13 protein-coding genes are annotated in these 13,969 nt (G+C 63.7%); 9 read left to right on the plus strand and 4 right to left on the minus strand.

Going from position 1 to position 13,969, the window contains the following annotated elements; all coding sequences use genetic code 11:
- Positions 1-6 precede the first annotated feature (6 nt).
- Positions 7-1,317 carry a transcription termination factor Rho gene (gene rho, locus V6N07_RS09770; protein WP_371155993.1) on the minus strand — a complete coding sequence of 437 codons (1,311 nt, stop codon included), beginning with the start codon at positions 1,315-1,317 and terminating at the stop codon, positions 7-9.
- A gap of 135 nt (positions 1,318-1,452) precedes the next feature.
- On the minus strand, positions 1,453-1,887 hold the full coding sequence (gene hemJ, locus V6N07_RS09775) for a protoporphyrinogen oxidase HemJ (RefSeq protein WP_371155995.1): 435 nt from the start codon (positions 1,885-1,887) through the stop codon (positions 1,453-1,455).
- Between the two features lie 367 nt (positions 1,888-2,254).
- On the opposite strand from hemJ, the gene V6N07_RS09780 reads away from it, so the two are divergent.
- The 9 genes from V6N07_RS09780 to V6N07_RS09820 all read left to right on the plus strand — a co-directional run bounded on the left by V6N07_RS09780 (position 2,255) and on the right by V6N07_RS09820 (position 12,038).
- A complete protein-coding gene (locus tag V6N07_RS09780; RefSeq protein ID WP_371155997.1) occupies positions 2,255-2,854 on the plus strand; it encodes a nucleoside triphosphate pyrophosphatase in 600 nt (199 codons plus the stop codon).
- Positions 2,851-3,666, plus strand: coding sequence for a shikimate dehydrogenase (locus V6N07_RS09785; protein ID WP_371155999.1), 816 nt, complete (start codon positions 2,851-2,853; stop codon positions 3,664-3,666). The genes V6N07_RS09780 and V6N07_RS09785 overlap by 4 nt, the downstream gene beginning before the upstream one ends.
- Entirely contained in the window at positions 3,663-4,247 is a 585-nt protein-coding gene (gene coaE, locus V6N07_RS09790) for a dephospho-CoA kinase (RefSeq protein WP_371156000.1), read from the plus strand. Before V6N07_RS09785 ends, coaE begins: the two co-directional genes overlap by 4 nt.
- Positions 4,247-4,936 (plus strand): DNA polymerase III subunit epsilon, encoded by a 690-nt coding sequence (gene dnaQ / locus V6N07_RS09795; RefSeq protein ID WP_371156001.1) that lies wholly within the window; start codon positions 4,247-4,249, stop codon positions 4,934-4,936. The genes coaE and dnaQ overlap by 1 nt, the downstream gene beginning before the upstream one ends.
- Before the next feature lie 97 nt (positions 4,937-5,033).
- Entirely contained in the window at positions 5,034-6,992 is a 1,959-nt protein-coding gene (locus tag V6N07_RS09800; RefSeq protein WP_371156003.1) for a CocE/NonD family hydrolase, read from the plus strand.
- Positions 6,993-7,027: 35 nt separating this feature from the next.
- Complete coding sequence (locus V6N07_RS09805) at positions 7,028-8,614, plus strand: ABC transporter substrate-binding protein (protein WP_371156004.1); 1,587 nt, start codon at positions 7,028-7,030, stop codon at positions 8,612-8,614.
- 4 nt (positions 8,615-8,618) lie between these two features.
- Entirely contained in the window at positions 8,619-9,575 is a 957-nt protein-coding gene (locus V6N07_RS09810) for an ABC transporter permease (RefSeq protein WP_371156005.1), read from the plus strand.
- The gene (locus V6N07_RS09815; RefSeq protein ID WP_371156006.1) at positions 9,572-10,399 is read left to right on the plus strand and encodes an ABC transporter permease; all 828 of its coding nucleotides are present in this window, start codon (positions 9,572-9,574) and stop codon (positions 10,397-10,399) included. The genes V6N07_RS09810 and V6N07_RS09815 overlap by 4 nt, the downstream gene beginning before the upstream one ends.
- Complete coding sequence (locus V6N07_RS09820) at positions 10,389-12,038, plus strand: ABC transporter ATP-binding protein (protein WP_371156008.1); 1,650 nt, start codon at positions 10,389-10,391, stop codon at positions 12,036-12,038. The genes V6N07_RS09815 and V6N07_RS09820 overlap by 11 nt, the downstream gene beginning before the upstream one ends.
- On the opposite strand, the gene V6N07_RS09825 is transcribed toward V6N07_RS09820, so the two are convergent.
- Both V6N07_RS09825 and V6N07_RS09830 read right to left on the minus strand, forming a co-directional pair.
- A complete protein-coding gene (locus V6N07_RS09825; protein WP_371156010.1) occupies positions 12,035-12,970 on the minus strand; it encodes an alpha/beta hydrolase in 936 nt (311 codons plus the stop codon). The two genes, V6N07_RS09820 and V6N07_RS09825, sit on opposite strands and share 4 nt — an antisense overlap.
- Positions 12,967-13,962, minus strand: coding sequence for an alginate lyase family protein (locus V6N07_RS09830; protein WP_371156012.1), 996 nt, complete (start codon positions 13,960-13,962; stop codon positions 12,967-12,969). Before V6N07_RS09830 ends, V6N07_RS09825 begins: the two co-directional genes overlap by 4 nt.
- Positions 13,963-13,969 lie beyond the last annotated feature (7 nt).

Below are 13,969 nucleotides of genomic sequence, written 5' to 3' on the forward strand. Positions count from 1 at the left end.
CCCCGGTCAGGAGTTCATGGAATCGAAGAAATCCGCGTTCGACTTGGTCTGCTTCAGCTTCGAGATCAGGAACTCGATCGCATCCGTCGTGCCCATCGGGTTCAGGATGCGGCGCAGAACGAAGGTCTTTTGCAAGTTGTGCGGATCCACCAGCAGGTCTTCTTTCCGGGTGCCGGACTTGAGGATGTCCATAGCCGGGAACACACGCTTGTCAGCGACCTTGCGGTCCAGAACGATCTCGCTGTTGCCGGTACCCTTGAACTCTTCGAAGATGACTTCGTCCATGCGCGATCCGGTATCGATCAGCGCGGTCGCGATGATCGTCAGCGATCCACCTTCCTCGATGTTTCGCGCAGCACCGAAGAACCGCTTGGGCCGTTGCAAAGCGTTCGCATCGACACCACCGGTCAGGACCTTGCCCGACGACGGCACGACCGTGTTGAACGCACGGCCCAAGCGGGTGATCGAGTCGAGCAGGATCACGACGTCGCGCTTGTGCTCGACGAGGCGCTTGGCCTTTTCGATCACCATCTCGGATACGGCAACGTGGCGGGTTGCAGGTTCGTCGAAGGTCGAGGAGATGACCTCTCCCTTGACGGACCGCTGCATGTCCGTGACTTCCTCCGGCCGCTCGTCGATGAGCAGGACCATGAGGTAGCATTCGGGGTGGTTCGTCTCGATCGATTTGGCAATATTCTGCAAAATCACCGTCTTACCCGTCCGCGGGGGTGCCACGATCAACGAACGCTGACCCTTGCCGATGGGCGCGACCAGGTCGATGATCCGGGCCGAACGATCCTTGATTGTCGGATCCTCGATCTCCAGCTTCAGACGTTCGTCCGGATAGAGCGGCGTCAGGTTGTCGAAAGACACCTTGTGGCGCGTCTTTTCGGGATCTTCGAAGTTGATCGACGTGACCTTCGTCATCACAAAGTAACGTTCGTTGTCGTCGGGCGCCTGGATGATGCCGTCAACCGTGTCACCGGTCCGCATCGAATGCGCGCGGATCACATCGGGCGAGACATAGATATCATCGGGACCGGGCAGATAGTTCGCTTCGGGTGCGCGCAGAAAGCCGAAGCCGTCCTGCAGGACCTCGAGCACGCCTTCGCCGCTGATCTCCCAGCCTTCATCGGCCCGTTCCCGCAGGATGGAGAACATCAGCTCTCCCTTGCGCATGGTCGAGGCGTTCTCGATTTCCAGTGTCTCGGCCATGTCGACCAGCGCCTTGGGCGAGGTCGCCTTCAGGTCACGCAGGTTGAGCCGTTCGGTGCTTTCGGGGGCATCGGATTCGGTGCCAGAAATATTGTCGCGCATGGGCGAGCCTCCGTCACGAAGCGCCGCGAACCTTATCGGGGTTCGGCGCGTGGACTATCGTCATAGGGAAAACGGATTACGGGCCAGAACGGCCCCCGTTCTGGATCAGCTAGGGCCGTGGAACGGCAAAGTCAATCAGAACGGTCGTACGATCACGGCAATGACGATGATGATCAGCAAGATGGTCGGAACCTCGTTCATCATCCGGTATCCCCGGCCACTGACGGTTGACTGGCCGGCGGCAAGGGCCTTGCGCTCTTTCGCGCACCACATGTGAAACGCGGACATTGCGATCACCGCAGCTAGCTTGATCCACGACCAGGCGGCGCTCCAGTCGAAACCGCCCATCCCAACCATGATCAGGCCGAAGATCCATGTCGCGATCATTGCCGGGGTCATGATCGCCTTCAACAGACGGCGTTCCATGATCTCCAGCGTCGGAATCATCTCGGGGACGGAGGCCTGTCGTTCCACGTGATAGACGAACAGCCGTGGCAGATAGAAGATCCCCGCCATCCAGGCGACCATCGAGATCACATGCAGGGCCTTGGCCCAGATATAGATGTCCATGGCGTGATGTCCTCGTGATCCCCTCTCTTCCTATAAAGAAATAAGAGAAGATTGAAGTTGTAGATAGTACGGTGAAAACCGGGGATGGAATTTCGTCCCCAGAACGGTGAACAGATGGTTTCCTGCAATTCTGTTCGCTTGTGGATTTCTGTAAAAAAATAAATCATATCAGTAATTTGAAATGTTGCCTGTCTTGTGGATGACAGTTTTGTTACGTGTCGAAGGATCGCTTTGTGCACATCCCCCTGACGATCCGTGATCCCCATGGATAACTTCGCGGCGACGGGCTAGGAACAGGTCAGTTCTTCCACTGCGACACCCGGTCGGATCTGATCACAGACCTATCGACAGGGTAATCCGCCCCCTGATGCACAGACCTATCCACATGCTGATCCTCGCCTCGTCATCCCGAACACGGCAGACCCTGCTTCGAAACGCCGCGATCCCGTTCGAGGCCGTGCCACCCCGTGTCGACGAGGAAAGCGTTCGTGACAGCCTCATGGCCGAAGGGCATGGCCCCCGGAACGTCGCCGATGCGCTGGCCGAGTTGAAGGCTCTTCGCATCGCGCGCCCGGGCCTTGTACTTGGTTGCGATCAGACGCTGTCCTTCGACGGTGACGTGATTGGCAAACCGGAAACCCCAAAGGACGCGGTGGCGCAGCTGACCCGTTTGTCGGGTGGCCGGCACAAGCTGCACTCCGCCGCGGTCATTTGCGAGGACGGCAAGCCCGTCTGGCGCCATATCGGTGATGTCACGATGATCATGCGCGCGGCCAGCCCCGCGTATCTTGGCGATTACGTCGCCCGGAACTGGGACAGCATCCGACACAGCGCGGGGTCCTATACCCTTGAAGGCGAGGGCGCGCGCCTGTTTCACCAGGTGCAGGGGGACTTCTTCTCGGTGCTCGGTTTGCCCCTGTTGCCATTGATCGATTATCTCGTGACCCGTGGAGAGGTGACAGCATGACCATCCTGGCGGGCGTTATCGGGGATCCCATCTCTCACAGCCGGTCACCGCGGCTGCACGGGCACTGGCTGCGCCGATACGGGATAGATGGCCACTACGTGCCCTTGCACGTCACACCGGACGACCTTTCGCGAACGCTCGACCTGCTGCCGCGCCTCGGGTTTGCGGGCATCAACGTGACCCTTCCCCACAAGGAGGCCGTCTTCGCCGCCGCCGACGAAGTCACCGACCGTGCGCGTGCCGTCGGGGCCGCGAACACCCTGACCTTCCGGGAGGGGCGCATCCTTGCGGACAATACGGATGGCTACGGGTTCGTGGCCAATATCGATCAGGTCGTGCCCGACCGCGACAGGACGGCCCCGGCGATGATCCTCGGGGCAGGGGGGGCCGCCCGTGGCGTGATCGCGGCCCTCATGGCCGAGGGCACCGGGGCAATCACCCTGACGAACCGCACGCGCGCCCGGGCCGAGGCGCTGGCCGCCGAATTCGGCAAGGCAGTCACGGTCGTCGATTGGGCATCGGCGCAGGACAGCATGGCCAACCATGGTCTTCTGGTGAACACCACGAGCCTTGGCATGTCCGGCCAGCCGGCGCTTGACCTCGATCTTGGGGGCCTTTCCGTCGACGCCGTGGTCACGGACATCGTCTACACGCCGCTCGAAACACCGTTGCTTGAGCGGGCACGGGCGCGTGGAAACCCTGTCGTCGATGGGTTGGGGATGCTTCTGCATCAGGCGGTGCCGGGATTCAGCACATGGTTCGGCCGGGTGCCCGACGTCGATGACGCCCTGCGCAAGGCCGTGCTGGGATGATCATTCTGGGGCTGACGGGATCGATGGGCATGGGCAAATCGACCACGGCCCGAATGTTCCGGGACAGGGGGCTGCCGGTCTGGGATGCGGATGCCACGGTTCACGACCTCTATGCGCCGGGTGGTGCCGCGATCGGCCCGGTCGGGGATGCCTTTCCCGGAACGCGGCAGGGCGATGCCATAGATCGCGCGGTGTTGCGCACGGCAATCAGGGCCGATCCCGATGCCGCGCTTGCCCGCCTGAATGCCATCGTTCACCCCCTTGTTGCGCAGGCGCGCAGCGACTGGATGGCCGCCCGTCACGACCCCATCGTCGTCTGGGACGTGCCCTTGCTGTTCGAAACGGGTCTCGATGCACAATGCGACCGGGTTGCCGTCGTATCTGTCGATGCGGCAACGCAACGGGCCCGCATCCTTGAGCGTGGCACGATGTCGGAAGACGAGCTGGCGATGATCCTTGCCCGCCAGATGCCGGATGCTGACAAGAGGGCCCGCGCCGATTATGTCATCCCCACCGATACGATGGCCGTAGCCGAAGCGGCGGTCGAGGCGATAGTGACGGATCTGACAGGGGGCCGATGATGCGCGAAATCGTTCTGGATACCGAGACGACGGGATTCGAGCCCGAGGCAGGCGACCGCATCGTCGAAATCGGCGCTGTCGAACTGATCAACTATGTCCCGACGGGCCGGACCTATCACCAGTACATCAACCCCGAACGCAGCATGCCGGACGGGGCGTTTCAGGTTCACGGCCTTGGCGATGACTTCCTGAAGGATTTTCCCGTCTTCGCGCAGATCGGGCAGGCCTTCGTCGATTTCATCGGGACCGACAGGCTGGTGATCCACAACGCTGCCTTCGACATGAAATTCCTCAATGCGGAATTGAAGTGGATGGGGCTGGCCCCCCTGCCGATGGCGCAATCGCTCGATACGCTGGCCATCGCGCGCAGCAAGTTTCCCGGCTCTCCGGCGTCGCTGGATGCGCTGTGTCGCCGCTTTGGGGTCGACAACTCCAACCGTGAAAAGCACGGCGCCCTTCTCGACAGCGAGATTCTGGCCGAAGTCTATCTGGAGCTGATCGGCGGGCGTCAGCCGACCCTGACCCTTGCCGGGCAGGAAAAGCGTGTCGCGGTGGACGATGGCGCCAATTGGAAGGCGCGTCCCCGTCCCAAACCCCTGCCAAGCCGTTTGACGGAGGCGGAACGCGCCGCCCATGCCGCCCATGTCGACGGTCTGGGCGACGGCGCGATCTGGAAAAAGCTGGCCTGAGGCCGCGCGCGCTTTTCGACTGGCAAGGCATTCCTGCGGCCTTGCCCCGATCATACGTCCCCGGCTTAGTGGCACAGCCCCAACCCGGAGAGCCGCCATGCCAGATACCGTCCTCACCTTCGAGGATCACCCCGTACCCCTGCCGGATGGGACCGTCCTGTCGGCCCGTATCTGGCGACCGACGGGCACGGCCCCGGCTATTCTGGAGGCGCTGCCCTACCGCAAACGCGATGGGACGGCGGCGCGGGACGCGACCACCCATGCCTTGTTCGCGGAACGCGGCTATGCCTGCATTCGTGTCGACCTGCGCGGGGCAGGTGAATCGGACGGCCTGTTCGACGATGAATATTCCGAGACCGAGCTGTCGGATATCGAGGCGATCATCGCCTGGATCGCGGATCAGCCATGGTGCAGCGGTGCGGTCGGGATGATGGGCATCTCATGGGGTGGGTTCAACGGGTTGCAGGTCGCCGTCCGACAGCCGCCCGCGTTGCGTGCGATCATATCCTCATGCTCCAGCGTCGATCGTTTTGCCGATGACATCCACTACAAGGGCGGGTGCCAGCTTTCGGAGAATATCGGCTGGGCCGCGGTGGCGATGTCGTGGCTGACCATGCCGCCGGACCCGGCGTTGCGGCCCGACTGGCGACGGATCTGGCAGGACAGGTTGGAGGCGGCCCCGTTCCTTGCAGAGACATGGACATCGCATCAGACCCGCGATGCCTATTGGCGCCATGGGTCCGTCTGCGAGGATTATGCGGCGCTTGGCATTCCCGTCCTGTCGCTTGGCGGGTGGCACGATGGGTATCGCAACACGCCGTTCAGGCTGTTGGCGAACCGGCCCGACCAGACCCGCGCCCTGGTTGGCCCCTGGAACCACAAGTATCCGCATCTTGCCACGCCCGGTCCGCGCCTCGACTTCGTCGAGGAGGCGATTGCCTGGTGGGACCGTCATCTGGCGCAGGAACCGGGGCCGGATCTGCCGGCCGCGCGGCTCTACCTGATGGACGGCATCGCACCCGCCACGTCGTACGATCACAGGCCCGGTCGTTGGCTGTCGTTTCCGGAATGGCCCTGCCGGGACATTCGGGCACAGGCGTTCCATCTGACCGATGGGGGGCTGTCCCGCGATCCGGCCCCTCTGTCCGCGAGGGTCACCACCGATCCGCTGCACGGCGAAGGATGCGGCGAATTCTTCCCCTTCGGCTTCGGGCCCGGTGAATTGCCGGACGACCAACGGGCGGACGACGCCCGGGCGTCGACATTCGACAGTGGTCCCTTGGCGGCACCCTTGGCCATCGTCGGCGCGCCACGGATCGACATCTGTCTGACGCCCGACCGGGATTTCGGTCAGCTCGTGGTGCGGCTTTGCGATGTGGCCCCGGACGGGTCGTCGCATCTCGTCACCAATGGCCTGCTGAACCTAGCCCTTGCGGATGACATGGGGCAGGCACGGCCACCACGTCCGGGTCACGCGATGGATGTCTCGCTGTCGCTTGATCATATCGCCTATGTCGTTCCCCGCGGGCATCGCCTGCGCATCTCGATCTCAACCTCCTATTGGCCCTTCGCATGGCCGGAGCGGGGGGATGTGACGCTGTTGCTGACCGCCGGGTCCGTTGCCCTGCCGATCCTTGCCGATCCGGAGGCCTACGCGATCACGATCCCCGAGGATGTTCCCCCCACATCGCCCAGCCACAGATCCCTGACCGAGGGCCGGGAAGAAAAGCGCCGGTACGACGCCGATGGCTTGCGCCACTTGGAGATCATTGCGGATCGTGGCGCGACCGAGGATCTGTCCCACGGGTTGATCACCGCCAACAGTGTTCGTGAGCTTTGGTCGATCGACACGGGCAATGCGGCCTGCGCGCAGGCCCGGATCGAATGGACCCGCAGCCTGACGCGGGACGGCGTCACGGCCTCGTCGAAGGTGGTGCATGTCATGCGGTCGGATGAGACGCACTGGCATATCGACGCCACGCTGGAGGCTTTCGTCGACGACGAGCCTATCTGCCAGCGTGCTTTTCATACGGTGCAAAAGCGTGCCATGATATGACCATCCAAGAAAAACAAACGTCTGGGGAGTTATAGATGTCCGATGAACTCAAGTACCTGTCGCGCCTTGTTGCGGCTGGCCGGTTGGACCGTCGCGCCTTCATGGGGCGGGCCGCTGCGCTGGGTGTGACCGCGATGGGCGCAGGAACGCTGCTGACGTCGCAGGTTCGCGCACAGGGGGCCGTCAAGGGCGGCACGATTCGCGTCGGCATCCAGGGCGGGTCCTCGACCGACAGCCTCGATCCGGCGACGGCGACGAACTCCACCGCGACGCAGATCCTGCGCATGTGGGGCGAACCGCTGGTCGAACTGACGGCGGATGGCGGGCTGGAAAACGTGCTGGCCGAAGAGTTCAGCGCATCCGCCGATGCGGCGACCTGGACGTTCAAGATCCGGCCCGGTGTCACCTTCTCGAACGGCAAGACGCTGGAGCCCGCCGACGTCGCGGCCACGCTGGAACGTCACGCCGGCGAGGAATCGCAATCCGGTGCACTTGGACTTTTGACCGGGATCACCTCGATCACCGTCGAAGGCGACAGCGTCGTGATCGCGCTGGACGGGCCGAATGCCGACCTGCCCTATCTGTTGACCGATTATCACCTGATGATTCAGCCGGGCGGCGGCAAGGAAGCACCGGATGCGGCCATCGGCACCGGTCCCTACACCCTTGTCGCACACGAGGCAGGCGTGCGGTCGGTGTTCGAAAAGAACCCCAACTACTGGCGCGAAGACCTCGGCCATGCCGCGACCATCGAACTGCTGGTGATCAACGACGACACGGCGCGGTCCGCGGCCTTGCAATCCGGGCAGGTCCACATGGTGAACCGTGTCGCGCCCAAGGTCGCATCGCTGGTCAGCCGGATGCCCGGCGTCACTGTGCATTCGACGCCAAGCGCCGGACACTACGTGTTCATCATGCATTGCAACACCGCGCCGTTCGACAACAACGACCTGCGACTGGCGTTGAAATACGCGATGAACCGCGAGGAGATGGTCGACAAGATCCTGTTCGGCAACGGCACGGTCGGCAACGACACCCCGATCAACGCCGCCTATCCGCTGTTCTCGGACGATATCGAACAGCGGACCTACGATCCCGACAAGGCGGCGTTCCACTTCAAGGCCTCCGGTCACGAAGGTCCGATCCTTCTGCGCACCTCGGACAATTCCTTCCCCGGCGCGCCCGACGCATCGCAACTGTTCCAGCAATCCGCCGCCGCCGCCGGGATCGAGCTGGACATCAAGCGCGAACCGAACGACGGCTACTGGTCCGAAGTCTGGAACACGCAGCCGTTCTGCACCTCCTACTGGGGCGGCCGGTCGGTTCAGGACGCGATGTTCTCGACCGCCTATTCCTCGGCGGCGGACTGGAACGACACGCGGTTCTTCAACCCGCAGTTCGACCAGTTGCTGGTGGCCGCGCGGGGCGAGTTGAACGAGGAGACGCGCAAGGGGATGTATCGCGACATGTCCGTCATGGTGCGCGACGAAGGCGGCCTGATCTGTCCGATGTTCAACAACTTCATCGATGCGACATCCGACAAGGTCGCAGGTTGGGGGCCGTCCAAGGGCTTCGACCTGATGAACTTCTATGCGCCCATGAAAATGTGGGTGGTCGGCTGACCCCATGCATATTGCACTGAAACTGATCGCCCAGCGCCTTGCGCTGGGCGGTCTCCTCCTCGTCGCGGTCTCCGTCCTGATCTTCGTCGGCACGCAGATCCTGCCCGGTGACGTGGCACAATCCATTCTCGGTCAGTCGGCGACACCCGAAAGCCTTGCCAACCTGCGCGCCGAACTTGGCCTGAACGAACCTGCGATCACGCGCTATTTCGCATGGGCGGGTGGCATGCTGACCGGTGATCTGGGCACTGCGCTGACCTCCGGGGCCGATATCGGCGATGCCATCGGGGGGCGCCTGGCGAATACGCTGTTCCTCGCCTCCGTGGCGGCGGCCTTTTCGATCCCGCTGGCGATCCTGCTGGGTCTGCTGGCCGTGCGGTTCAAGGACAAGTGGCCTGACAAGCTGATCTCGGCCACGACGCTGGCCTCGATTTCCCTGCCGGAGTTCTTCATCGGCTACCTTCTGATCTTCTTCTTCGGGGTCAAGCTGGGCTGGTTCCCTTCGGTCGCGACCGTCTATGACGGCATGGGCTTCTGGGACCGGCTGGAGGTCGTGATCCTGCCCGCGCTGACCCTGACCCTCGTGGTGCTGGCGCATATGATGCGCATGACGCGCGCCGCGATCCTGAACGTGATGCAGTCAGCCTATATCGAATCCGCCGAGCTGAAGGGCCTGAGCCGGTTCAAGATCATCTATCGACACGCCTTTCCGAACGCGATCGCGCCGATCGTCAACGTCGTCATGCTGAACATGGCCTACCTGATCGTCGGCGTCGTCGTGGTCGAGGTGATCTTCGTCTATCCCGGCATGGGCCAATATCTTGTGGATCACGTGTCGAAACGCGACGTGCCCGTGGTGCAGGCCTGTGGCCTGATCTTCGCGGCCTTCTACATTGGCCTGAACCTTGTGGCCGATGTTGTGTCCATCCTGACCAATCCACGTCTGAGGCACCCGAAATGAGGCCGCTCGGTATTCCCATCAGCGCGTGGATCGGCCTGATTTCCACGGGACTGTTCGTGTTTGCGGCTGTCTTTGCACCGCTGATCGCCCCCTATCCCATGACCGAGATCGTCGGCGCCGTGTGGGAGCCGCGATCCGCGGAGCATTGGCTTGGCACCGACAACCTTGGTCGGGATCTGCTCAGCCGCATGATCTATGGCGCCCGCACCACCCTTGGCATTGCCGCTGCCGCAACCATCCTGTCCTTCACGCTCGGGTCTGCCCTCGGCATGACGGCGGCCGTGGTCGGCGGCTGGATCGATCAGCTGCTGTCGCGGTTCGTCGACCTGCTGATGTCGATCCCGACGCTGATCTTCGCGCTGGTGGTCCTGTCGGTGATGCCGGTGTCGATCCCGGTTCTGATCCTCGTCATGGGCATCCTCGACAGCACGCGCGTCTACCGTTTGTCCCGTGCCGTGGCCGTCGACGTCAACGTCATGGATTTCGTCGAGGCGGCCAAGCTGCGCGGGGAAGGCCGCATCTGGATCGTGACGCGGGAAATCCTGCCCAATGCTTTGTCGACGCTGGTCGCGGAACTGGGCCTGCGGTTCATCTTTGCCGTGCTGTTCCTGTCGTCGCTGTCGTTCCTCGGCCTCGGGATTCAGCCACCTGCCGCCGACTGGGGCGGGATGGTCAAGGAAAACAAGGACGGCATCGTGTTCGGCATCGGTGCGGCACTGATTCCGGCGGGGGCGATCGCCTTGCTGGCGATTTCGGTGAACCTCGTGGCCGACTGGATCCTCAACCGGACGACCGACCTGAAAGGGGGCCGTGGTGGCCAATGATCTGAACGACGACAGCTTTCTCGATATCCGCAACCTGCAGATCGGCGTCACCGTCCGCGAACCGGGCGAGCCGCCCCGGGATATCGAGATCGTCCAGGGCGTCTCGACCGTTCTGGGCAAGGGCAAGGTTCTGGGCCTGATCGGGGAATCCGGTGCGGGCAAATCCACCATCGGTCTCGCCTCGCTCGGATACGGTCGCGGCGGGGTGGAGATCACGGGTGGCGAGGTCTGGGTCAACGGGCGCGACATCCTGGAGCTGTCGCGCGGCGGCCTGAACACCCTGCGCGGGCGCGAGGTCTGCTATGTCTCGCAATCGGCGGCCGCCGGGTTCAATCCGGCCCACCGCCTGATCGATCAGGTGATCGAGGCAACGCTCGAGCACGGTCTGATGACCCGGGCGGAAGCCAAGGCGCGGGCCCGCGAGTTGTTCGCCGCCCTGTCCCTGCCAAATCCCGACACCATCGGCGACCGCTATCCGCATCAGGTGTCGGGCGGGCAATTGCAGCGGGTGATGACGGCCATGGCGCTGTGCCCCAAGCCCGACCTGATCGTTTTCGACGAACCGACGACGGCCCTCGATGTCACCACCCAGATCGATGTTCTGGCCGCGATCAAGAACGCCATCCGCCTGACCGGGGTGGCCGCGCTCTATATCACGCACGACCTTGCCGTCGTGGCGCAGGTCGCGGATGAGATCATGGTCCTGCGCGGCGGCGAAATGGTCGAACACGGCACCACGCAACAGATCATCGAAGCCCCGCAGGAGGAATATACCAAGGCGCTCGTCTCGGTGCGGTCCATCGTGCATGAAGGCAAGCAGCCGGGGCCGGACCCGATCCTTCGGGTCGAGAACATCGTCGCCGCCTATGGCAATGGCCCCCGCATCCTCGATGACGTGTCGGTGGACCTGCACGCGGGTCAGACGCTGGCCGTGGTGGGGGAAAGCGGATCGGGGAAATCGACCCTCGCACGGGTGATAACGGGGCTTCTGCCCCCTCGATCGGGGCAGATCGCTTTCGATGGGCGCCCGTTGACGCCCGCCTTGCGCGATCGTCCCGCCGACGATCTGCGGCAGATCCAGATGATCTACCAGATGGCGGATACGGCGATGAACCCGCGCCAGACGATCGGCACGATCATCGGGCGGCCGCTGCAATTCTACCTCGGGCTGTCGGGCAAGGCGCTGCGCGCGCGGATCGACGAATTGCTGGACCTGATCGAGCTGCCCCGCGACATGGCGCGCCGTTACCCCGCCGAACTGTCGGGCGGGCAGAAACAGCGCGTCTGCATCGCCCGTGCCTTGGCGGCGGAGCCCAAGATCATCATCTGCGATGAGGTGACATCGGCGCTTGATCCGCTGGTTGCCGATGGCATTCTCAAGCTGCTGCTGGACCTGCAGGCGCGCGAGGGGGTGGCCTACCTGTTCATCACCCACGACCTCGCCACCGTCAAAGCCATCGCGGACAGCATTGCCGTCATGCATCTGGGCAAGCTTGCACGCTATGGCACCAAGGCCGAAGTCCTGTCACCGCCGTTCGACGATTACACCGATCTTCTGTTGTCTTCGGTCCCCGAGATGAAGCTCGGCTGGCTGGAGGAGGTCATGGCCCATCGCAAGATGGAAGGGGCGGGCAACTAGGGCCTGTCTGTCCGGTACGGCCACCGTCCGGACCCGAGGGCACGGAGGGCTTCGACGATCCTGTCGAAACTGGCCGCGGCGCGCCCGACCGAATGGCGGGCCCGCAGATAGCCATGGACGAGGCCGGTCTCATCGACCCAATGGGCCTTGCCGCCCGCGGCCCGTATGCGGTCGCGATAGACCCTGCTGTCATCACGGACGGGGTCACAGGACGCCGTGATCAACACGGTCGGGGGCAGGTGGCCATGGACCGGGGCGGCAAGGGGGATCGCGGTCGGATCCCCCGCCGGAACCTCCCCATCGAAGCGCAGGGCGTCGTAGTCGTACAGGTCCTCGGTGGTCAGCATCGGGGCCCGTGCCCATTCGACGTAGGAGCCTTTGGTCCTGTCCCCACCCAGGCCCGCATAGATCAGGATCTGCCCCGCGATCACTTCCGGAACCCGTGCCGATACGCATGCCGCCAGACAGCCGCCCGCGCTGTCCCCGACAAGGACAAGGGGCGTGGTCATCGACCGCGCGACCGACCGGACCACGGCAAGGCAATCGTCGAACGCGGCGGGGTGGCGATGTTCGGGGGCAAGACGATAGTCGACGGCGATGACCCTGTATCCACTGCGATCGCAAAGCTCGGCACAGACGTCGTCGTGACTGTGCAGGCCGCCCACCACGAACCCACCGCCATGCAGGTAGACCACGGTCGCCGTCGATGCGCCCCGGGTGTAGATCCGGACTGGAACACCGGAAACCATCGTGTCGGTCGTTTCGATGGTGGTGGGGGTGGGGGCATGGAATGCCCGGCACATCCTGTCATAGACCCGCCGCTGATCGGCGATGGACATCTGCTGCCCATTGGCAGGATAGAATGCCTCTGTCCGGTCGATGAACGCCCATGTTTCAGGGTCTATATCGGGGAAATCCAGGCTACGGCTCATCGGGGATCGGGCCACAGAAGCCATTGATCGCCGCCCAGTTTCGAATTGAGAAGTTCGGGATAGTCGTTGGCCACGTCCAGAACCAGCGGATCGCGATGCAATGTCAGATAGGCGGGAATCCACGCCAGAACATGCGCCTCCAACGTCTGTGTTCCGTCGAAATAGGACTGCACGGCCCCGGCATAATCTTCGGTCGCGGCACCGCGGTTGCGGTAGTCGGTCAAGGCAAAGGTCACGGCGCGGGACAGGGCGTCGTGGCACATTCCCGACAGGGGCATGCCTTCCCGCTGCGCGGAGGCGGCGATTGTGACCAGCGGGGCGATCGCATGGAACTGGTAGTGCAGGCCGAATTTCCCACGCCGCGTTTCCTGCGGCAGGCTGCCGTCGGGACGGGTGCTGCACAGGATACGTGCCGCCGAAGCATAGGCCCAGAATCGCGCGGCGTCGTCATCCGTGATCTGGCCGGTCAACAGAATGGCAAGGCTGGCCCAGGCCCGCAGGTTCCCGCGGCGTGCCCCCGTGGTTGCGTCCTTTTCCCAGAAATCGATCTGCGCGGCGGTGCGACGGCTGAGCCATGCATCGATCGCGTCCGTTTGCGGGGTGGCGGAGACAAGGGGGCGCAGGTGTCCATAGGCGGTGACGATGCCCGCCAGACGCCCGCCCACGGCCAGCCTTGCGTTGAAACTGTCGAGGCGGGATAGGGCGTCGGCCTCGGCCCAGGTGGCAATTGCCGCGATCCCGCATTCGGCCCGGCCAAGGTCGTTGCTGCGGATGGCCGCCGTCACGTCCCGCGACAGGGCGCGGATGAAATCATCCACGGGTTTCAGGGCCTCGGTCACGGCGCGGTTACTTGCCGCGTCGATGGCGGACCGGCTGCTGTCCTCGACCTGATAGCGGCTGCCGTGATCAAGGGTGATGACAGGGGCGATCACGGCATCGCAGGCGAATGCGGCGGACCCGAAGGCCAGGCCACAGCCCAAGGCACCGGCCATGCGCGCG

This window comes from Jannaschia sp. 2305UL9-9, from assembly GCF_041403465.1.
In the GTDB taxonomy this organism is placed as follows: domain Bacteria; phylum Pseudomonadota; class Alphaproteobacteria; order Rhodobacterales; family Rhodobacteraceae; genus Jannaschia.

Coding starts and splice junctions, on each gene's coding strand:
- V6N07_RS09810 (WP_371156005.1), top strand. CDS start 8,619: ATGCATATTGCACTGAAACTGATCGCCCAGCGCCTTGCGCTGGGCGGT.
- dnaQ (WP_371156001.1), top strand. CDS start 4,247: ATGCGCGAAATCGTTCTGGATACCGAGACGACGGGATTCGAGCCCGAG.
- V6N07_RS09800 (WP_371156003.1), top strand. CDS start 5,034: ATGCCAGATACCGTCCTCACCTTCGAGGATCACCCCGTACCCCTGCCG.
- V6N07_RS09815 (WP_371156006.1), top strand. CDS start 9,572: ATGAGGCCGCTCGGTATTCCCATCAGCGCGTGGATCGGCCTGATTTCC.
- rho (WP_371155993.1), bottom strand. CDS start 1,317: ATGCGCGACAATATTTCTGGCACCGAATCCGATGCCCCCGAAAGCACC.
- V6N07_RS09825 (WP_371156010.1), bottom strand. CDS start 12,970: ATGAGCCGTAGCCTGGATTTCCCCGATATAGACCCTGAAACATGGGCG.
- V6N07_RS09780 (WP_371155997.1), top strand. CDS start 2,255: ATGCACAGACCTATCCACATGCTGATCCTCGCCTCGTCATCCCGAACA.
- V6N07_RS09830 (WP_371156012.1), bottom strand. CDS start 13,962: ATGGCCGGTGCCTTGGGCTGTGGCCTGGCCTTCGGGTCCGCCGCATTC.
- V6N07_RS09785 (WP_371155999.1), top strand. CDS start 2,851: ATGACCATCCTGGCGGGCGTTATCGGGGATCCCATCTCTCACAGCCGG.
- coaE (WP_371156000.1), top strand. CDS start 3,663: ATGATCATTCTGGGGCTGACGGGATCGATGGGCATGGGCAAATCGACC.
- V6N07_RS09805 (WP_371156004.1), top strand. CDS start 7,028: ATGTCCGATGAACTCAAGTACCTGTCGCGCCTTGTTGCGGCTGGCCGG.
- hemJ (WP_371155995.1), bottom strand. CDS start 1,887: ATGGACATCTATATCTGGGCCAAGGCCCTGCATGTGATCTCGATGGTC.